Here is a 19,404-nt window from a genome sequence, read left to right on the forward strand (position 1 = left end):
GCATATAAATGAGTGCTAAAATTTGGTTAGTTGTTAAGCTTCTTTTTGTTGTTTAATATTAATTTTTTTGATAAAATTTTATTAATGATTTAGTTATTTAAAGTAGTTAAAAATTATTTTATATATGCGGGAGGTTGAAAATATGTCAACAAAAGCTAATTTTAGATGGGACGAAGTAAGAGCAGACAATCCTCTTTTCTCTGCTGCAAGAACAACTATTGAAACTGCTTTTTATGGAAATAACGTTGTAAAAGTTAATTCTCTTAAAGAAGCATATAAACTTGCTAAAAATTCACCAGGTACAATAGTAACAGATATGCCAGTAGAGAGACCAGAGGAAATCGGTCTTGATGAAGATGCAAAAATACTTGTATTCAATGATGGTGCTGTTTTCGGACGTACAGCAGCTGCAAGAAGAATTGCAGGAGAACCAGGTGTTGATGTAAAAGACCTTTGCACAAAAATAAGAGATGCTGTTTATAATACAAGATACAAAAAAATGTATCATGCTCAGGCTTACATCGGACTTGATAAAGACTTTATGGTAAAAGCTCATATGCTTCTTCCAGAAGGTGAAGAAAATCTTATGTATAACTGGCTTCTTAACTTCCAGTACATAACAGATGAATATACAAAGATGTACAAAGACTCAAAACCAATGGAAAATGAGGGAGATATTTATTTCTTTGCTGACCCTTCTTGGAGTCACCCAGACCATCCACTTGGACTTGCGTTCTTTGACCCAACACACAACTGTGCAGCTGTTCTTGGTATGAGATACTTTGGAGAACTTAAAAAAGGTACTCTTACACTTGCTTGGGGTATTGCTAACAGAAATGGTTATGCTTCATGTCACGGTGGACAGAAACGTTATAACCTTGAAAACGGAAGAAAATTCGTTGCTGGTGTATTTGGACTTTCAGGTTCAGGAAAATCAACAATTACACATGCTAAACATGGTGGAAAATATGATGTAACAGTTCTTCATGATGACGCTTTCGTTATTTCAACAGAAAATGGTTCATCTGTTGCTCTTGAGCCTTCATATTTCGATAAAACACAGGACTATCCTCTTATGAGCCCTGATAATAAATATCTTCTTTCTGTTCAGAACGTTGGTGCTACTATTGACGAAAACGGAAAAACAGTTATTGTTACAGAGGACTTAAGAAATGGAAATGGTCGTGCTATAAAATCTAAATTATGGTCACCAAACCGTGTTGACAAATTTGATGAGCCTGTAAATGCTATATTCTGGCTTATGAAAGACCCAACAATGCCTCCAATATTAAAAATTAAAGGTGCTGCTCTTTCATCAGCTATGGGTGCTTGCCTTGCTACAAAGAGAACAACAGCAGAGAGACTTGCTCCTGGTGTAGACCCTGATGCTCTTGTATTTGAGCCATATGCAAACCCATTTAGAACATTCCCACTTTCACAGGATTACCTTAAATTTAAGGCACTCTTTGAGGAAAGAAATGTTGATTGCTATATACTTAACACAGGTTTCTTAATGGATAAGAAAATTACTCCAGCTGTAACATTAGGTTGCCTTGAAGCTGTTATAGAAGACAGAGCTACATTCAAGAAATGGGCTAATTTCTCAGATTTCGAGATTATGGAAGTTGAAGGATTTGTTCCAGATATGAACGACCCTGAATATAAAGCACAGCTTACAGCAAGAATGAAAGACAGACTTGAGTTCATCAAATCAAGAGATGAAGCTAAAGGAGGTTTTGATAAACTTCCTGCTGAAGTTGAAGAAGTTATTGCAAAAGTTATAAGTGAATTATAATATAATAAATAAGAGAGCGTCTTTTATAAGACGCTCTTTTTTATTTTTCTATTGACAAAACAAGAGTAAAAAAGTATATTTAAAATCAGTGAAAATTAATGTATAAATATATGGGAGGAAGTAACATGGAAACAAGAATACAAAAAGCTGTTGAGAATCACAGCAAAGGATATAACTGTGCACAGGCTGTTGTGTGCACATATTGCGACCTTTTTGGAATGAAAGAGGAGGACGCTTTTAGACTTTCAGAGGCTTTTGGAGCTGGTATGGGAAATATGAATGGTCCTTGTGGAGCTGTTTCAGGTTTATATATGCTTGCAGGTCTCAAAAAAAGTTCAGGAAATCTTGAAAATGGTATGACAAAATCCAAAACATATAAACATGTAAATGAACTTGGAAAAGAGTTTATTGAAATGAATAAAACAATGATTTGTCGTGAACTTAAAGGTCTTGATGGAACAGGAATGAAAAGGTCATGTCCTGGTTGTATTGAGGATGCTGCAAAACTTGTTGAAAAGTATCTTTTAGATGATTGATTAATATTATAGCTGTCATATTTTGGTAATGTGACAGCTTTTTTGATGCAAAAAGACAGCAAAAAAGGGGGGCTTTTTTAACAAAAATGTTTGTTTTTATGATATAATTTATCCCATGCAGTATTTTCAGATAGTTTTATAGAATAGAGGTAAAGTATGGATATTTTAAAAAAATTACAGCAGGAATTTAATATACAGGATTTTCAGGCAGAAAATACCGTAAAACTTATTGATGAAGGCAATACAATACCTTTTATAGCCAGATACCGCAAAGAGCTTACAGGCTCCCTTGATGACCAGATTATAAGAGGTATATATGATAGACTTATGTATCTTAGAGGTCTTGATGAGAAACGTGCTCAGATAGTAAAAACAATAGAAGAACAGGGCAATATGACTCCTGAGCTTTTATTAAAAATAGAAAATGCTGAGACTGTTACAGAGCTTGATGATATATATAGACCTTTCAGACCAAAGAGAAGAACAAGAGCTACAATAGCTAAGGAAAAAGGTCTTGATGGTCTTGCTGATATTATTTATGGTCAGAAACTTTTAATGACTGTTGAAGACCATGCAAAAATGTTTATTGATGCTGAAAAGGGTGTAAATACTGTTGAGGAAGCCATTGACGGTGCAAAAGATATTATAGCTGAAAAAATATCTGATGATGCAGATATTAGAAAAATGCTTCGTGATGAGACATTCAAGACAGGTATTGTAACATCAAAGGCAACAGATAGTGAAAAACAGTCTGTATATGAAATTTATTATGATTATAATGAACCTGTAAAGAGTATTGCAGGTCATAGAGTTTTAGCTCTTAATAGAGGTGAAAAAGAAGGTTTTATTTCTGTTTCAATAGCTGTTGATACAGAAAATCTCACATCAAAAATTGCTAAAAATATAATATTAAAAAACAGTCAGACAACAGATATATTAAAAGACACAATTGAAGACAGCTTTAAGCGTCTTATATTCCCTTCAATAGAAAGAGAAATAAGAAATGAGCTTACAGAGAAAGCAGAAGAAAAATCAATGAAAGTTTTCAATAAAAATCTTAAACAGCTCCTCTTACAGCCACCTATTAAAGATAAAGTTGTTCTTGCTTTAGACCCAGGATATAAAGCAGGTTGTAAAATTGCTATTATAGACCAGACAGGAAAAACTCTTGATACAACAGTTGTATATTTTACAATTAATCCTAAAAAAACAGATATAGAGAAAGAAGAATTAAAAAATCTTATAGAGAAATATCATGTTGATATAATAGCTGTTGGAAATGGTACAGCTTCAAGAGAAAGTGAAATATTTGTTGTAAATATGCTTAAAGAAATTGAGAGAAAAGTTTATTATGTAATGGTAAATGAGGCGGGAGCTTCTGTTTATTCAGCATCAAAACTTGGAGCAGAAGAATTTCCAGATATGGACGTTGCTCTTAGAAGTGCTGTATCAATAGGTAGAAGACTTCAAGACCCTCTTGCTGAGCTTGTAAAAATTGACCCTAAATCAATAGGTGTTGGACAGTATCAGCATGATATGAACCAGAAAAAACTTTCAGAAGAACTTAGCGGAGTTGTTGAGGACTGTGTAAACTCTGTTGGTGTTGACCTTAATACAGCTTCTCCATCACTTCTCTCTTATGTTTCAGGTATAAGCAGTGCTGTATCTAAAAATATATTAAAATATAGAGAAGAAAACGGAAAATTCAAAACAAGAAAAGAGCTTTTAAAAGTTCCTAAACTTGGACCAAAAGCCTTTGAACAGTGTGCAGGATTTTTGAGAATACCTGAAAGTGATATGGTTCTTGATAATACAGGGGTTCACCCTGAAAGCTATAAGGCAGCAGAAGAACTTTTAAATATTTTAGGTTATAGCCTTGAAGATGTTAAAAATAAAAATATTCATGGTATAGGGGATAAAGTTTCAAATAAAAAAGAAATGGCGGACAAGCTTGGCATAGGTGTTCCAACTCTTGATGATATTATAAAAGAGCTTGAAAAACCAGGTCGTGACCCTAGAGAGGATATGCCTGCTCCTGTTTTAAGAAGTGATGTTCTTGAAATGGACGACTTAAAAGAGGGTATGATATTAAAGGGAACTGTAAGAAATGTAATAGACTTTGGTGTTTTTGTTGATATTGGAGTTCATCAAGATGGGCTTGTTCATATTTCAGAAATTTCAGATGGCTATGTAAAACATCCTCTTGACGCTGTAAGTGTTGGAGATATAGTTGATGTTAAGGTTTTAGGTGTTGACCTTAAAAAGAAAAGAGTTTCTCTTACAATGAGAGGTATAAAATAATAAGTTCAAAAAAATGCTGTTTTTTAAAAAAAAACAGCATTTTTTTATAAATATATGTAGCACTATTGACTAAATAATATTTGTGTTTTATAATAGCACTGTAAATAATAATAAGAAATTCTTCAGGGCAGGGTGTAATTCCCGACCGGCGGTTATAGTCCGCGAGCTTGGTTTTAAAATTTTAAATTTTTAAAACTTTGTTGATTTGGTGTAATTCCAAAACCGACAGTATAGTCTGGATGGGAGAAGAAAAACATAAATCGATATGCTTTTTTGACATATTTATTTTGCATATCAATATTTGTTTTGCTTTATTTGGCCTGAAGATTTTCAGGTCATTTTTTTATGGTTTTATAAAATTATAAAAAATGGCTTTGAAAATTCAGAAAAAATGGAGGAGATTTAAAATGAGTAGTACAACAGCAGCAGTAAAAGTTAGAAGAACAGACACTTCTAAGGTAGTAAAAATCGGTATGTTAAGTGCAGTTTCAATTGTACTTATGATGTTTGAGATTTCATTCCCTATATTCCCATTTTTCTTAAAAATGGATATAAGTGATATTCCAGCTCTTGTTGGTACAGTTGCAATGGGACCTTTAGCAGGAGTATTAATAGAACTTATAAAAAATGTACTTCATCTTTTTAAGACAAGTACAGCGGGAGTTGGAGAGCTTGCAAACTTCCTTACAGGAATTGCTCTTGTTGTTCCTATTGGTGTTATGTATAAAAAGAACCACACACTTAAAAACTTTGTTATAGGAAGTATTATAGGTGCTTGTGTAATGGTTGTTGTTGCTTGTGTATTTAATTATTACATACTTATACCTGCATTTGCAAAGACTTTTGGAACAGATATTGAAGAATTTGTAAATATAGCAAATGCTGTAACACCTATGGTTGTTGATTTCAAAACACTTATATTCTTCTCAATAGCACCTTTTAATCTCTTAAAAGCTGTTATTGTTGCACCAGTTGCATATTTAGTTTGTAAAGTTTTAAAACCTGTTTTTAATAGATAATATAAAATAAAAAAATAAATCCAAAGCGAAAGCTTTGGATTTTTTTATTTTATTATGAAATTTACAGCTATAAAATACACAAGGGCACAATGTAATATTAAAGATATACCATATATTACATAGAATGAAGTTTTTTTTGTTTTGTGATGAAAAACTCTCATTCCCAATAAACCACCAACACAACCACCTAAAAGAGAGGCAACAAAAAGATTTGCCTCTGGTATACGATAGCGGTGTTTTATGGCATATTTTTTGTCAATGCCCATCATTGCAAAAAGAACTATATTTACTGTAATATAATAAATTATAAGTATTTTTGTAATTATACTCATAATTATTTCACCATATTTCTCCAGTCAAGGTCTCCTCTGTCAAGGGCAAGAAGAAGAATTTCAGCAGTAGCAAGATTTGTAGCCACAGGTATATTGTGAACATCACAGAGTCTTAATATAGAGTTTATATCAGGCTCATAATTTTTGGATGATACAGGGTCTCTTAAAAATATTACAACGTCAATATCATTGTTTGCAACCTGAGAGCCTAACTGCTGTTCTCCTCCAAGATGTCCAGCTAAGTATTTATGAACAACAAGATTTGCTGTTTCTTCTACAAGTCTTCCTGTTGTGCCTGTTGCGTAAAGATTGTGTTTGCATAAAATATGTCTGTATGCTATACAAAGATTTTCCATAAGTTTCTTTTTGTTGTCATGTGCAATTAGAGCTATGTTCATAGTTTAAACCCCCTCGAATAATGATTTTGAATTTCTTAGCCCTATATTTAGGACTAGCCCTATCGAAAGCATATTCATCCACATGGAACTTCCTCCATAACTTACAAAAGGAAGTGGCATACCTGTATTAGGCATTATTCCTGTTGCAACACCAGCATTTACAAATGTTTGAAAAGCGAACATTCCGGCTATTCCGGAAGCTACAAGCTGGCTAAAGAAGTCTCTTGCAGATAATGCAATAAGTATACATCTGAAAATTATAAAAAGGAGAAGTGCTAAAACGAATATACAGCCTATAAAACCAAATTCCTCTCCTATTACTGAGAATATAAAGTCATTGTGAGGCTCTGGAAGATAGCTAAGCTGGTTAAGAGTTCCTTCATAAAGACCTTTTCCATGAAGCTGACCAGAACCTATGGCACTTATTGACTTAAATGTCTGGTAATAAGTGTTGGGATTTTGTGCCGGGTCGATAAAAGCCTCAAGACGTGAAATCTGATGAGCTTTAAGGATTTTATCAACAAACAAATGGGTATCCCTGCTTATATCCCACATAACAACACCTATTACAGGAAGACCTATTCCTAAGCAAGTGGATATTATTTTAAAACTAAGTCCTGCCACAAATAATTCTATAAGAAGTATTGCTATTGAAACAAGGCTGGCTGATAATGAAGGTTGAGCTTGTATCAATATTACAGGAACAAGAGCAAATACACATATTTTAATAAGTGTTGGTATGCGATTTATATCCTCTTTATTTTTTTCTATAAATTTTGCCAAACAGAATATCATTATTATTTTTGTAAATTCTGATGGCTGTATACTTGCAGGTCCTATATAAATCCATCTTCTGGCACCGTTTACTTCACGGCCTATTACAAGAACAGCCAAAAGAAGAACTATATTTATAATGTAAAATGTTTTGTAAAACTGTGAAAAAAAAGTATAATCCACATGGCTGGCAAAAATCATAAGGACTATTCCTATGGCAAACCAAGCTATTTGTGAATAAAAAGTACTGGGCGATTCTCCCAGATTGATATGGGTTGCACTTCCTATACATATTATACCAAATACAGAAAGTATACACACCGCAATTATAACCCAGTAATCCAAACTGGCAATGTGTCTTTTTAAGTCCATTCTATACCTCCATTGTTTGGAACATACCCCATTAATATTATAATAGAAATAATAAAGCAGAGCAATAAAAATCACTCTGCCAAAAGTAAATTTTTTGTTTATATCATGCAAACAATTATTGCAAGTTGCCAAAAGATGATGTTCTAAATGTATAAATATATACTAAAAATAAAGAATTGATTATGCAAAACATATAAAATAGTGTTTTTTGTGTAAAAAACAATGCTTATTTGTAATACATTAATTAGTCTTCCTGATTTACTTTTCGCATACTCTTTATAGGAATATTGGCATAAAGCACAGGAACAGTACCGGTATTGTCTTCGGACTGAGTCTGTGTAATCTGAATATCAAGTTCTTCTTCATCAATTTCCATATAGTTTGATATTACTTTTATAATATCTGTTTTAAGCATTTCAAGAACTTGAGATGAACAGTTTACTCTGTCGTGAACAAGAACAAGCTTAAGTCTGTCTTTTGCAACATCTTTTGAGGCATTGCTGTCCTTTTTTTTGAAAAAACTGAAGAAATCCATTTTTAAATACACATCCTTTGTTCTCAGCGACGGAATAATTTTTTGAGTTTTTCTATTATGCTTTCCGGCTCATCTTCAAGAGAAATAAGAGGAACATCTTCTCCCATAATTCTTTTTGTTATATTGCGGTAAGCTTGTCCTGCTTTTGATTCTTCATTTGTAACAGCAGGTTCACCCTTATTAGTTGAAACAACAATACTTTCATCATCAGGAACAACTCCTAATATATCTATTGCAAGTATTTCGTTTACGTCTTCTATTGTCATCATATCGCCACGTTTAACCATGTCAAGTCTTAATCTGTTTAATATAAGAGTTGGGTTATTAAGACCATTTGCTTCAAGAAGACCTATAATTCTATCAGCATCTCTTACAGCAGAGACTTCAGGTGTTGTTACAACGATAGCTTTATCAGCACCAGCAATGGCATTTTTAAATCCCTGCTCAATACCAGCAGGACAATCCATAAGTATGTATTCAAAGCCTTCTTCTTTAAGATTATTACAGAGTTTTTTCATCTGTTCTGGTGTAACTGCATCTTTATCTCTTGTCTGTGCAGCTGGAAGAAGGAAAAGACCGTCATATCTTTTATCTTTAATAAGGGCTTGTTTTAATCTACAATTGCCTTCAACAACATCAACAAGGTCATATACTATTCTGTTTTCAAGACCCATAACCACATCAAGGTTTCTAAGTCCAATATCAGCATCAACAAGGGCTACTTTCTTTCCGGAAAGGGCAAGACCGCAGCCGAGGTTTGCAGTGGTGGTTGTTTTGCCAACACCGCCTTTTCCACTTGTTATTACAATTACTTCACTCATTTATGCTACTCCTCTCAATAAATAGAAGGTATTTTTATACTTTTCTACTTTAATAAATATATATTAACAAAAATTTTAAAAATTTGCACCAGTTTTTTAAAGCAAATTTTGTACAAAAATCTTAAAAAGTAACACTTTACGTCAATTTATTATAAAATTAGTTAAGAGGTTTCACATATATCTGCCCATTTTCTATATAAGCAAATTCGGAAGATTTTTTCCCTTTTATATTTTCTTCAGGGAAAACAGTTATTATATCAGCAATTCTAAGTTGTACAGGAACCATACATACTGCGGCGACAAAAGCATCTCTGTTACCGCCAAAACCTGCATGGGCAATTCCTTTAAGTTGACCTAATACAGTTATATTTCCTGTTGCTTTTACAACAGCACCAGGATTTACATCGCCAACTATTACTATACTTCCTTCAAAACTTAAAACCTGTCCTGAGCGAATAGAGCCTTTATGATATTTTGTGAAGCTACAATCTTTTAAATCTTTTGTAAGTACTGCGGAAGTATTATTTGTATCTGTGTCTGTTTTTAAAAATGATATATTCATATTAAGCTTTTCAGAAATAATTTCTATAAGCTCTTGTTCCTCATCTTCTGATATAGCTTTTCCTTTTAATGTTATACCTGTTGTCACACCTTCAAAAAATTTTGATGAAGCTTCTATTTTTGCAGCGAGAACAGTTTTTATATCATCAAAAGATGCATTTTCTGAAAGTACAATGGCAATTCCTTTGCCAGTACCTTTAAAAACAACACAGTTATCTTTATTCATTTTATTGCCACTCCTTTTTTATTCAGCAAGTATATTTTCCATATAATCATTTTCAGGCTGATAATTAAGTCCCATATACTCTGCTATAACTTCCTTTGCGATAGCTGGTGCAGGAGATACAGAGGAATCTCCAAAAGGAACCATTACAGCAACAGAGATTTGAGGGTCCTCATAAGGTGCAAAGCCTACAAAAAGAGTATGGTCACTTCTAAGGCTTGACTGCTGAGCTGTACCAGATTTTCCAGCTACATCAATAGGAAAATCTCTGAAAGCATTTCTCAAAGTACCTTTTGAGCCCTGTGTAACAAGAAGCATACCTTCATATACTGCATCAAGGTTTTCTTGTTTAAACTCATGAACATTTTCAACTACTTCTTCAACTTCCTTAAATGTTGTACCGTCAGGATTATCTACTTTATCAATGATATGCATTTTATAAAGTGTTCCACCATTTGCAAGAGTAGCTATATATTTTGCCATGTTTGCTGCTGTAAAGTTATTTACAGACTGTCCTATACCAGCACGTATAGAGTCACCATCAGTCCATCTTGTTTGACTTGATGAAGCATCAGGGTTTTGTGATTTTATTGTACGTTCTTTATACTCTGCTGAAGCCATATTAGGTGTTGTCTCACCTATTTCAATTCCTGTATATGTGTTAAGTCCGAATATAGTCATATATTCGTTTAATGTCTTTATACTGTTTAAAGTAGTATTGTCTTGTGCATTTCCCATTCTGTACATTGTCTCATAAAAGAAATAGTTACATGAAACTTCAAGAGCATGAGAAACATTTATAGCTCCATGGGAACCACTTCCAGAAATCCAACATTTAGCATAAGGCCAACCGGCTTTAGTAAATGAAACTTGGTCATATATAGTAGTATTAGGGCTTATTACACCTGTTTCAAGACCAGCTAATGAAGTCACCATTTTCAATGTAGAACCGGGAGCTTTTTTCTCGCTTAATGGTCGGTTTACAAGAGGTGTTGATGGGTCTTGAAGAAGACTGTTATAGTAATCGTTATCAAATGTATTTACAAGTCTGTTGTTATCATAAGAAGGGTATGTTACAAGAGCAAGAGTCTCACCACTGTCAACCTTTGAAACAACAACTGAACCTGTACAAGGGTCAAGACCTGTTTCATAAGGTTTAAGGTCGCCACTTCTTAATTTTTCAAGTACAACTGTCAAAGCAGATTTTGAGCCACTTCTAACACTGTTTATATAATCCTCGTCACCAGTTATTACACCTTGTTCAAATAATATAAGTGTAAGCTGACGGACAGAAATTAATCCTTTTTCTATATCATTTATTATTATTGTTTTTGCAGTTTCTATATCTTCACTGTTTTCAGCAGATAAGGCAGGATTTTCAGCAAGTATTATATCTTTAACAGCTTTCTGTTCGCCTTCTGTTGATGATAAAATTTCTTTAGCTGATATATTGTTGCTCTCAACCATTGTTATAAAAAGCTCTGTTGTTGAAACAGTTTTATCTTTTGAAGAACCTGTTGTAAGTCTTACAATTTGAACATCTGCCAGATATTTTTCAAGGGCATTATAAGCAACCATTTGAAGATTTTTATCTATTGTAAGAAAAACATTTTTTCCACTTACAGGCTGTTTAGTTTCTATTGTGTTTATACGACGACCAAGACTGTCAACCTCTACAAGTATTTCTCCGTCCTGACCGTTAAGATTGAGTTCTTCAACTTTTTCTATACCTATTTTTCCGATAACGTCATTCATAGAATATACATTGGAACCATCTGCTGTTTTGTATTGAGAATATTCATCATATTCTTCAGCGGACATACTTCTTATATATCCTATTATATGAGCAAAATATTCACCATCTGGATAAACTCTAAGTGAGTCTGTATCTATTACGATTCCAGGTAAAGTGTCCTGATTTTCTTCTATGACAGCTATTGTTTTATCACTTATATCCATAGCCGCTGTTACCGGTTGAGATTTTTTATAACGTATAAGATACAGTGAATATCTTAAAGAAACCATATCTCTTTTTATAGTTTCAGGTAAACCTTTTGCTATTCCAAAATAGTCCACAAGATAATCCATTGTCTCATCAGCAGAGTATTTCAGTTCGTCATCTTCCATGCCTACTTCTTTTTTCCATGTCTCTTCTTTTTTCTCATTGCCATCAAACATAAATGTATAAGGCTCTGATTGAGATATAGGAACATCGTTTACAATTTCTTCACCGTTTTCTCTAAGGGTGTTTATAAGATTTATAAGCATAAGATTTCTATCGCTTGACTCAATAGCAAGTGAAACAATTCCTCTTTTTTGACTCTCTGTATATGACGAAGAAATATCATATTTGTCATATAAAAATTCAAGAGTTTCAGAAGCACTTATATCAAGATTAGATTTTGATAATCCGATACTTTCTTTCCATTCTTTTTCTGCCTTTTTATCTCCATCAAATAAAAATTCAGGAGGATTTGTGTCTGATATAGGTAAAGTATTTTCTAATGTAAGACCTTGTGCAAAAATTTGTTTTGCTACTATGTCTATAACATTATTTCTGGAGTCTGCAAAATCTACATTTATACTGTCATCTATTTTTACGGAAAAGGCCACCTGATTGACGGCTAGAGGTCTTCCGTATCGGTCATATATACAGCCTCTTGAAGCAGGTATTGAAACCTCGTTCATTATACTTGTTTTAAGTTCTTGTTGATATTTTTCACCATTTAATATTTGTAGGTAAAAAAGTCTAAATACAAGTATAACAAAAAGAACTAATACACCACAAAAGACTATGAATATTCTGCTTTTAAAAAGTTCGGAAAGTCTTTCAAAAAAACTTTTCATGTAAACCTCCTTTTAAAGCATTTATAATTATGTTAAAAAAGTCTATATCTATATTTTTCTCTCTGTTCAAGCCAGTCATTAACAGCAAAAAGAAGTCTGTATATTATTATTGAAAACACTCCTGTATAAACCATTTCAGGTATTATAAGGTGAATTAAGAAATAAAAATATTCTGTGTTTCCTTTAAAAAGAAAACCTGTAAAATATATTATGTTTTCATATATAAATACTGCCGCAGAGGAAATCATTATTGGAAGAATATAGTTTTCACGATAAAGATTGTGGAAACTTCTTCCACATATATACCCAGTCATCATGCCTAAAAAAGCATAAAATCCGAAAGATGTACCAAAGAATATATCCGTAAGAATACCCGAAAAGCAGCCAACGGCTGCTCCTTCAGTACGTCCCCTCAAAAGGGCATAAGAAACTATTATTATAATAGATGTGTTAGGCATTATATTTACAATTCGTATTGCCTGAAAAAGGGTAGATTGGAGTATTATATTCAAAATAAGTATCAATGCTGTTGATATAACTCTTTCTTTCAATTGGATACCTCCTCGTTATCTGAGGCTTTTTTTGCTGTTTCCTCCATCTCTCCGCTTTCACTTATAACAAGAACAGTGTCAAGATGTTTAAAGTCTACATGAGGCTCTATTATAGCATATTTTGTAAGACCGTTTGAGTCGGTTTTAATCTCCTTTACGGTACCTATGCTTATACCCGGAGGAAATATATCACTGAGGTGAGATGTTATTATCTCATCTCCTTCCATAATTTCCGCATCAGAGTCAATATACTCCATTTTACAAAGACCGTCATTCATAAGAGTATAATCACCCTTTACAATTCCTAAGTCTCCTGTTCTGACACTCATGGCAGATACGGAACTTCTACTGTCAAGGATACTCATACCTTTTGAGTATGTGTATCCTGACTCTGTTATTTTTCCTACAAGACCGCCCTCAGCAGTCAAAACCATGTTTGCTGAAAGACCTTCTTTTGTGCCTTTATCTATAACAAATATATTGTACCAGTTCCCCGGGTCTTTTGCTATTATCTGCGAAGCAGTTGTGTCATAGGCTGCATATTTCTGAGAAATTTCAAGCAGTGAGGAAAGTTTTTTGTTTTCCTCATCCATAAGGGAGAGTCTCTTGTTTTCTCTTTCAAGACGTTCAATTTCGGCTTTAAGTTCCTCGTTTTCTTTTTCAAGGTCTTTTTCATTTTTTATATTTGAAAATTTATCTCCAAAAAATGAAGATACATTTGTAGTAACCTTTTGTAAAGGAGTTATTACAAAGCCGAGAGTACTTTCAAGAAAATTGGCGTTGCCTGTTCTGCCTGCTGTAAGTATAGAGGCGGCAACAAGTACAACAGCAAGAACTGTCAATATTTGTTTTTTATAGTTCTCAAAAAATTTCAATTTAAACTCTCCTTAAAAATAGCCAAAAACAATAAGTCAAAATTAAAATCTTATTTTTCTTGGTGAAACAAGAACAGATTTTAATGTATCAATATGTTCAAGAACAAGTCCTGTACCCATAGCAACACAGTTTAATGGTTCGTTTGCAACATTTACAGGCATTCCTGTTTCTGATGATATAAGCTGGTCAAGACCGCTTAAGAGAGCACCACCGCCAGTAAGTGTTATACCGCTTTCCATAATATCAGCAGCAAGTTCTGGAGGAGTAGCCTCAAGAGTCTGTTTTATTGTTTCTACTATTGAGTATACAGGCTCGTGAAGGGCTTCCATAATTTCAGGTGAAGTTATCTGAATTGTTTTTGGAAGACCTGTTATAAGGTCACGACCTCTTATGTCCATTGTCTGTGGTGTTTCTTTAGGGAATGCAGAACCAATCTGTATTTTGATTTCTTCTGCTGTTCTATCACCAATAGCAAGATTATATTCTTTTTTAATGTAGTTTACGATATATGAATCAAATTCATCACCGGCAACTCTTAAAGATGTACTTGTAACTATACCGCCAAGAGATATTACAGCAACTTCAGCTGTACCACCACCAATATCAACAACCATACTTCCAGTAGGTTCTTCAACAGGAAGTCCAGCACCGATTGAAGCAGCCATAGGCTCTTCTATAAGGTATGTGTCTTTATCTTTTGAACCTGCTGATATAGCAGCTTCTATAATTGCTCTTTTTTCAACTTCTGTTGCTCCTGAAGGAACACATACAACAACTCTTGGTTTTGGTCCAAACATTGAACGAACATAAGCTTTTCCTATAAAATAGCGAAGCATAGCCTGTGTTGTGTCAAAGTCTGCAATAACACCATCTTTCATTGGTCTTATAGCAACAATGTTTCCTGGTGTACGTCCAATCATTTCTTTAGCTTCATTTCCCACAGCAAGAACTTCTCTTGTCTGTGTGTTTATTGCAACAACAGAAGGTTCATTGACAACAATTCCTTTTCCCTTCATATAAACCAGCGTATTTGCTGTACCAAGGTCTATACCCATATCTTTTGTAAACATTAAAAATTTCTCCCTTCAATTTGTAAGATGTTACTAGTATAGTCAGATTTTTAAAATATAAAAAACATACTTTTTATTATGTCATAAAAACTTTATTATAAAAAATCAATACTATTAATGATACCTCTTTTTTATAGTAATTTCAACACTTTGAACCCTTCTCAAATATTAAAAAATTTTTAAGAAGAATAAAAAATTTGTAAATAATCAATAAAAATTTAAAAAAATTGTTTTTTTACAAAAAAATCAACTCAAAAAATATCTTTTTATGTGATTTCAAATGTTGAAAAGGCCCTTTTTAGACATATAAATTTTGTTAAAGATGTAGATATTAAAGTATACTGTGTGAATAATATTGAAATTTTTATGATTTTAGTTTAAAGTTATTTTGTAGTAAAAATATAAAAAAATAGGCAGAACAGTATCTTGTTTTGCCTTTTTATATTTTTATGGGTTTAAAAACCTGCATATTTTAAATTAGGGATATTTTTTGAAGGAGGATTGTTATGAAAAAGTTTTTAAGTATTGCACTTGCTTTGACAATGGTTTTTGGTGCTCTTGCTGGCTGTGGAAACAGTACAAAAGATGAAAACACACAAGGCACAGAGACACAGACAGAAGCAAAAGGTGAAAGTGAAGAAGGCAGTGAAGGTGTTATGCCTACCATAGCAAAAGAAGATATTAAAATTGGTGTTATTCACATTTCAAACCCTGCTGAAGGCTCAGGATACACATATACTCATGACCAAGGTATAGTTGCAATGCAGAATGCAATTGGTCTTGAGGATAGTCAGATTGTAAGAAAAAATGATGTTGCAGATGATGACCCTACTGCTATTGAAACAGCAATGCTTGAGTGTATAGAAGAAGGCTGTAATGTAATATTTGCAACAAGTTGGGGATATATGGATACTTGTGAACTTCTTGCAGAAGAATATCCAGATGTTATATTCTCTCATGGTACAGGCTACAAATCAAATGGTAAAAACTTTAACAACTACTTCGGAAGAATTTATCAATCAAGATACCTTACAGGTATTGCAGCAGGTTTAAAAACAGAGACAGATAAAATTGGATACGTTGCAGCATGGGGAAAAGATAACTCAGAGGTAACAGGTGGTGCTGATGCCTTTGCTATGGGTGTTTATGCAGTAAATCCAGATGCTAAAGTTTATATTAAAACAACAAACAGCTGGTTTGACCCAGAAGGCGAAAAACAGGCTGCTGATGCTCTTATAGCAGAAGGCTGTGACGTTATAGGACAACACTGTGACACTCCAAACCCACAGCTTGCAGCCGAAGCAGCTGGTGTTTACGGTGTAGGTTATAACTCAGATATGTCAAAAGATGCTCCTAAGGCTGTATTAACATCAACAATATGGAATTGGGGTGCTTATTATACATATGCTGTTCAGTCAATAATAGATGGAAAATGGACAGGTGAAAACTATTTCGGTGGAATTCATGAAGGTCTTGTTGATTTAGCTCCTTTAGCAGATTTCTGTGCTGAAGGAACAGCAGAAAAAATTGAAGAAGAAAAAACAAAAATTGAGTCTGGTGAATGGGACGTATTCACAGGTCCAATTGAGACAAATACAGGTGAAGTTATTGACCCTGAAGGAAAAGGTCTTGATGATGCAACAATCACAGGCGGAATTAACTGGTATTTCAAGAATATTGTTGAAAAATAATTGATACCCTAAATTTAAAGGCGGTCTTAATATGACCGCCTTTTTAAAAATATTTTATTATTTTGAGGTGACATTATGTCTAATGAAAAGGCAGTAAGATATGCCATAGAATGTAAGGGGATAACAAAAACTTTCGGAAGTGTTGTTGCTAATGATAATATAGAACTTAATGTGGAATATGGAGAAATACTTGCTCTTTTAGGTGAAAATGGTTCAGGTAAAACAACACTTATGAATATGCTTTCGGGAATATATCACCCTGATAGTGGTACTATATATATTGGCGGTGATGAAGTAAGTATAAATTCTCCTGTTGATGCTATGGGACTTGGAATAGGTATGATACATCAACATTTTAAACTTGTGGAAGTTTTTAGTGCTGGTGATAACATTATACTCGGTGCAAATACAAAGAAAATGAAGCCTAAGGCTTTAAAAGAAGAAATAAGAAATATAAGCAAAAAACTTGGTCTTGAAATTGACCCTGATAAAAAAATATATAATATGTCTGTAAGTGAGAAACAGACTGTTGAAATTTTAAAAGTAGTTTATAGAGGAGCAAAAATATTAATACTTGATGAACCTACGGCTGTTTTAACACCACAGGAGACAGAAAAACTTTTTGCCCTTCTTAGAAAAATGAAAGAACAGGGCTGTGCAATAATAATAATAACTCATAAACTTAATGAGGTTATGGCAATAAGTGATAGAGTTACAATACTTAGAAAAGGAAAGAGCATTGATACTGTAAAAACTTCAGAGACAAATGAAAAACAGCTTACTGAACTTATGGTGGGACGCCCTGTAAGTCTTGAAATTGAGAGAAATGAAATTTCAGATAAGAAAAAAATACTTAAAATTGTTGATTTAACAGTAGTAAAAGATGACGGAACAAAAGCCCTTGATGATATTTCCTTTAATATAAAAACAGGGGAGATACTTGGAGTTGCTGGAGTTGCTGGAAGTGGACAAAAGGAGCTTTGCGAGACAATAGCAGGACTTATGCCAGCAAAAGAAGGAGCTATTTTATATAAAAAAGAAAATATATTGGGAAAAAGCCCTGCTGATATAATAAAACTTGGAATAAGTATGAGTTTTGTTCCTGAAGATAGATTGGGAATGGGACTTGTTGCTTCAATGGGTATGGTTGATAATATGCTCTTAAAATCCTATAAAGATAAAAAAGGATTTTTTGTTGATAGAAAACCGGCAAGAGAGCTTGCTAAAAAACTTAAAGAAAAACTTAAAATAGTTACTCCAAGTGTTGATACTCCTGTAAGACTTATGTCTGGAGGAAATGTGCAAAAAGTTCTTTTAGGTAGAGAAATAGAATCAAACCCAAATCTTTTAATAACTGCCTATCCTGTAAGGGGACTTGATATAAATTCATCATATACAGTTTATGACCTTTTAAATGACCAAAAAGAAAAGGGTGTGGCTGTACTTTTTATAGGTGAAGACCTTGATGTTTTGTTAGAGCTTTCTGATAGAATTATGGTTCTTTGTCATGGAAAAATAACAGGAATTGTTGATGCAAGAACAACAACAAAAGAAGAAATAGGAGTTCTTATGACAGGTGGAAGAATTGGAGAGGAGGAAGAAGATGACTAATCAGACAGCCTTAAAAACAACAAAAGAGCCTTTTGCACGTGTTGTTAAAAAAGCTGAGATTTCAGGGAAAAAGGTTGCTTTATTGAGAATTATGGCTTTTATACTTGCCATAGTTGCAGGAGGAGTTTTTATACTTTTAATAGGTGAAAATCCTTTTGCTGTTTATGGAACAATAATATCCGGTGCTTTTAGAAGTGCTATGGCATTTCAAGGCACTGTAAAAATAATGATACCTCTACTTATAACATCTTTGGGCGTAACCCTTGCCTTCAAAATGAAATTCTGGAATATAGGTGCTGAAGGTCAAATTATTATGGGTGCAATATTTGCTTCATATTTTGCACTTTTCCATGATACTTTAAATCATGGACTTCTTATATTTATAATGTTTGTTGCTGGAATTATAGGCGGTGGCTTGTGGGGTCTTATACCAGCATTTTTTAAATCAAAATTTGATACAAATGAAACACTTTTCACACTTATGCTTAACTATATAGCATTACACATTGTGTCATATTTAAGAGATGGCCCTTGGATGGACCCGGGTTCTCAAGGTTATTCAAAAATTGCTACATTTTCAAAAAATGCAATGCTTGATAGAGTTTTTGGTGTTCATATAGGTTGGATTGTGGCTATAATACTTACTGTTGTTGTTTTTATATACATAAAATATACAAAACAAGGCTATGAAATAAGTGTTGTAGGTGAAAGCCACGAGACAGCAAGATATGCCGGTATGAATGTAAAATTTATAACTTTAAGAACAATGTTTTTAAGTGGTGCTATATGTGGTATAGCTGGAATGATACAGGCAACAGGTTCTGACAAAACTCTTACAACAGCTGTTGCAGGTGGTGTCGGATTTACCGCCATTATAGTTGCATGGCTTGCAAAACTTAATCCTATTATGATATTTGTAATATCATTCCTTTTCAGTATACTTGAAAAGGGAAGTAGTGTTTTACAATCATCCTATGGACTTTCAACAGATTGTGCCGACGTTTTACAGGGAATAATACTTTTCTTTGTACTTGGCTGTGAACTTTTTGTAAGATATAAATTTGTATTCCGCAAAAAAGGAGGTGCCTGAT

Annotated in this window: 17 protein-coding genes and 1 riboswitch; of the genes, 7 read left to right on the forward strand and 10 right to left on the reverse strand. The window is 33.4% G+C overall.

Features of this window, described 5'->3' with window-relative positions:
- Positions 1-142 precede the first annotated feature (142 nt).
- The 4 genes from B5E58_RS05250 (at position 143) to B5E58_RS05265 (ending at position 5,651) form a co-directional block, all read left to right on the forward strand.
- A complete protein-coding gene (locus tag B5E58_RS05250; RefSeq protein WP_088108637.1) occupies positions 143-1,795 on the forward strand; it encodes a phosphoenolpyruvate carboxykinase (ATP) in 1,653 nt (550 codons plus the stop codon).
- A gap of 125 nt (positions 1,796-1,920) precedes the next feature.
- Positions 1,921-2,331: a C-GCAxxG-C-C family protein gene (locus B5E58_RS05255; protein WP_088108638.1), complete on the forward strand. Its 411-nt coding sequence runs from the start codon at positions 1,921-1,923 to the stop codon at positions 2,329-2,331.
- 156 nt (positions 2,332-2,487) lie between these two features.
- Positions 2,488-4,632 carry a Tex family protein gene (locus tag B5E58_RS05260; protein WP_088108639.1) on the forward strand — a complete coding sequence of 715 codons (2,145 nt, stop codon included), beginning with the start codon at positions 2,488-2,490 and terminating at the stop codon, positions 4,630-4,632.
- A gap of 114 nt (positions 4,633-4,746) precedes the next feature.
- Positions 4,747-4,887, forward strand: a riboswitch (FMN riboswitch).
- A 152-nt stretch (positions 4,888-5,039) separates the two neighbouring features.
- On the forward strand, positions 5,040-5,651 hold the full coding sequence (locus B5E58_RS05265) for an ECF transporter S component (protein ID WP_158097672.1): 612 nt from the start codon (positions 5,040-5,042) through the stop codon (positions 5,649-5,651).
- A gap of 44 nt (positions 5,652-5,695) precedes the next feature.
- Here the strand turns inward: B5E58_RS05265 and B5E58_RS05270 are convergent, their stop codons facing one another.
- From B5E58_RS05270 to B5E58_RS05315, 10 genes are all read right to left on the reverse strand, one after another.
- The gene (locus B5E58_RS05270; RefSeq protein ID WP_088108641.1) at positions 5,696-5,983 is read right to left on the reverse strand and encodes a DUF1294 domain-containing protein; all 288 of its coding nucleotides are present in this window, start codon (positions 5,981-5,983) and stop codon (positions 5,696-5,698) included.
- Positions 5,984-5,985: 2 nt separating this feature from the next.
- Positions 5,986-6,381 carry a methylglyoxal synthase gene (locus tag B5E58_RS05275; RefSeq protein ID WP_088108642.1) on the reverse strand — a complete coding sequence of 132 codons (396 nt, stop codon included), beginning with the start codon at positions 6,379-6,381 and terminating at the stop codon, positions 5,986-5,988.
- Positions 6,382-6,384: 3 nt separating this feature from the next.
- Positions 6,385-7,527, reverse strand: a complete 1,143-nt coding sequence (gene rodA, locus B5E58_RS05280) for a rod shape-determining protein RodA (protein WP_088108643.1) — start codon at positions 7,525-7,527, stop codon at positions 6,385-6,387.
- A 244-nt stretch (positions 7,528-7,771) separates the two neighbouring features.
- A complete protein-coding gene (gene minE / locus B5E58_RS05285) occupies positions 7,772-8,062 on the reverse strand; it encodes a cell division topological specificity factor MinE (RefSeq protein ID WP_088108644.1) in 291 nt (96 codons plus the stop codon).
- 23 nt (positions 8,063-8,085) lie between these two features.
- Positions 8,086-8,883 (reverse strand): septum site-determining protein MinD, encoded by a 798-nt coding sequence (gene minD / locus B5E58_RS05290; RefSeq protein ID WP_088108645.1) that lies wholly within the window; start codon positions 8,881-8,883, stop codon positions 8,086-8,088.
- A gap of 157 nt (positions 8,884-9,040) precedes the next feature.
- Positions 9,041-9,670 carry a septum site-determining protein MinC gene (locus B5E58_RS05295; protein WP_088108646.1) on the reverse strand — a complete coding sequence of 210 codons (630 nt, stop codon included), beginning with the start codon at positions 9,668-9,670 and terminating at the stop codon, positions 9,041-9,043.
- A gap of 18 nt (positions 9,671-9,688) precedes the next feature.
- Positions 9,689-12,514: a penicillin-binding transpeptidase domain-containing protein gene (locus B5E58_RS05300; RefSeq protein WP_088108647.1), complete on the reverse strand. Its 2,826-nt coding sequence runs from the start codon at positions 12,512-12,514 to the stop codon at positions 9,689-9,691.
- Positions 12,515-12,546: 32 nt separating this feature from the next.
- The gene (mreD, locus tag B5E58_RS05305) at positions 12,547-13,065 is read right to left on the reverse strand and encodes a rod shape-determining protein MreD (protein WP_158097673.1); all 519 of its coding nucleotides are present in this window, start codon (positions 13,063-13,065) and stop codon (positions 12,547-12,549) included.
- Positions 13,062-13,940: a rod shape-determining protein MreC gene (gene mreC / locus B5E58_RS05310; RefSeq protein WP_088108649.1), complete on the reverse strand. Its 879-nt coding sequence runs from the start codon at positions 13,938-13,940 to the stop codon at positions 13,062-13,064. Before mreC ends, mreD begins: the two co-directional genes overlap by 4 nt.
- 42 nt (positions 13,941-13,982) lie before the next feature.
- Complete coding sequence (locus tag B5E58_RS05315; protein ID WP_088108650.1) at positions 13,983-15,011, reverse strand: rod shape-determining protein; 1,029 nt, start codon at positions 15,009-15,011, stop codon at positions 13,983-13,985.
- Between the two features lie 506 nt (positions 15,012-15,517).
- Between B5E58_RS05315 and B5E58_RS05320 the strand changes: the two genes are divergently transcribed.
- The 3 genes from B5E58_RS05320 to B5E58_RS05330 all read left to right on the forward strand — a co-directional run bounded on the left by B5E58_RS05320 (position 15,518) and on the right by B5E58_RS05330 (position 19,403).
- Complete coding sequence (locus B5E58_RS05320; protein WP_088108651.1) at positions 15,518-16,702, forward strand: BMP family ABC transporter substrate-binding protein; 1,185 nt, start codon at positions 15,518-15,520, stop codon at positions 16,700-16,702.
- A gap of 75 nt (positions 16,703-16,777) precedes the next feature.
- Complete coding sequence (locus B5E58_RS05325; RefSeq protein ID WP_088108652.1) at positions 16,778-18,313, forward strand: ABC transporter ATP-binding protein; 1,536 nt, start codon at positions 16,778-16,780, stop codon at positions 18,311-18,313.
- Positions 18,306-19,403: an ABC transporter permease gene (locus B5E58_RS05330; RefSeq protein ID WP_088108653.1), complete on the forward strand. Its 1,098-nt coding sequence runs from the start codon at positions 18,306-18,308 to the stop codon at positions 19,401-19,403. Before B5E58_RS05325 ends, B5E58_RS05330 begins: the two co-directional genes overlap by 8 nt.
- The last annotated feature ends 1 nt before the right edge of the window (position 19,404 follow it).

It is taken from the genome of Tyzzerella sp. An114, assembly GCF_002161055.1.
GTDB lineage: Bacteria > Bacillota > Clostridia > Lachnospirales > Anaerotignaceae > Fimicola > Fimicola cottocaccae.

Excerpts from the sequence above, each read along its gene's own strand:
- B5E58_RS05300 (WP_088108647.1), bottom strand. The coding sequence starts at position 12,514 with ATGAAAAGTTTTTTTGAAAGACTTTCCGAACTTTTTAAAAGCAGAATA.
- rodA (WP_088108643.1), bottom strand. The coding sequence starts at position 7,527 with ATGGACTTAAAAAGACACATTGCCAGTTTGGATTACTGGGTTATAATT.
- minD (WP_088108645.1), bottom strand. The coding sequence starts at position 8,883 with ATGAGTGAAGTAATTGTAATAACAAGTGGAAAAGGCGGTGTTGGCAAA.
- B5E58_RS05275 (WP_088108642.1), bottom strand. The coding sequence starts at position 6,381 with ATGAACATAGCTCTAATTGCACATGACAACAAAAAGAAACTTATGGAA.
- B5E58_RS05325 (WP_088108652.1), top strand. The coding sequence starts at position 16,778 with ATGTCTAATGAAAAGGCAGTAAGATATGCCATAGAATGTAAGGGGATA.
- minE (WP_088108644.1), bottom strand. The coding sequence starts at position 8,062 with ATGGATTTCTTCAGTTTTTTCAAAAAAAAGGACAGCAATGCCTCAAAA.
- B5E58_RS05260 (WP_088108639.1), top strand. The coding sequence starts at position 2,488 with ATGGATATTTTAAAAAAATTACAGCAGGAATTTAATATACAGGATTTT.
- B5E58_RS05315 (WP_088108650.1), bottom strand. The coding sequence starts at position 15,011 with ATGTTTACAAAAGATATGGGTATAGACCTTGGTACAGCAAATACGCTG.
- B5E58_RS05270 (WP_088108641.1), bottom strand. The coding sequence starts at position 5,983 with ATGAGTATAATTACAAAAATACTTATAATTTATTATATTACAGTAAAT.
- B5E58_RS05255 (WP_088108638.1), top strand. The coding sequence starts at position 1,921 with ATGGAAACAAGAATACAAAAAGCTGTTGAGAATCACAGCAAAGGATAT.
- B5E58_RS05320 (WP_088108651.1), top strand. The coding sequence starts at position 15,518 with ATGAAAAAGTTTTTAAGTATTGCACTTGCTTTGACAATGGTTTTTGGT.
- B5E58_RS05250 (WP_088108637.1), top strand. The coding sequence starts at position 143 with ATGTCAACAAAAGCTAATTTTAGATGGGACGAAGTAAGAGCAGACAAT.
- B5E58_RS05295 (WP_088108646.1), bottom strand. The coding sequence starts at position 9,670 with ATGAATAAAGATAACTGTGTTGTTTTTAAAGGTACTGGCAAAGGAATT.
- B5E58_RS05330 (WP_088108653.1), top strand. The coding sequence starts at position 18,306 with ATGACTAATCAGACAGCCTTAAAAACAACAAAAGAGCCTTTTGCACGT.
- B5E58_RS05265 (WP_158097672.1), top strand. The coding sequence starts at position 5,040 with ATGAGTAGTACAACAGCAGCAGTAAAAGTTAGAAGAACAGACACTTCT.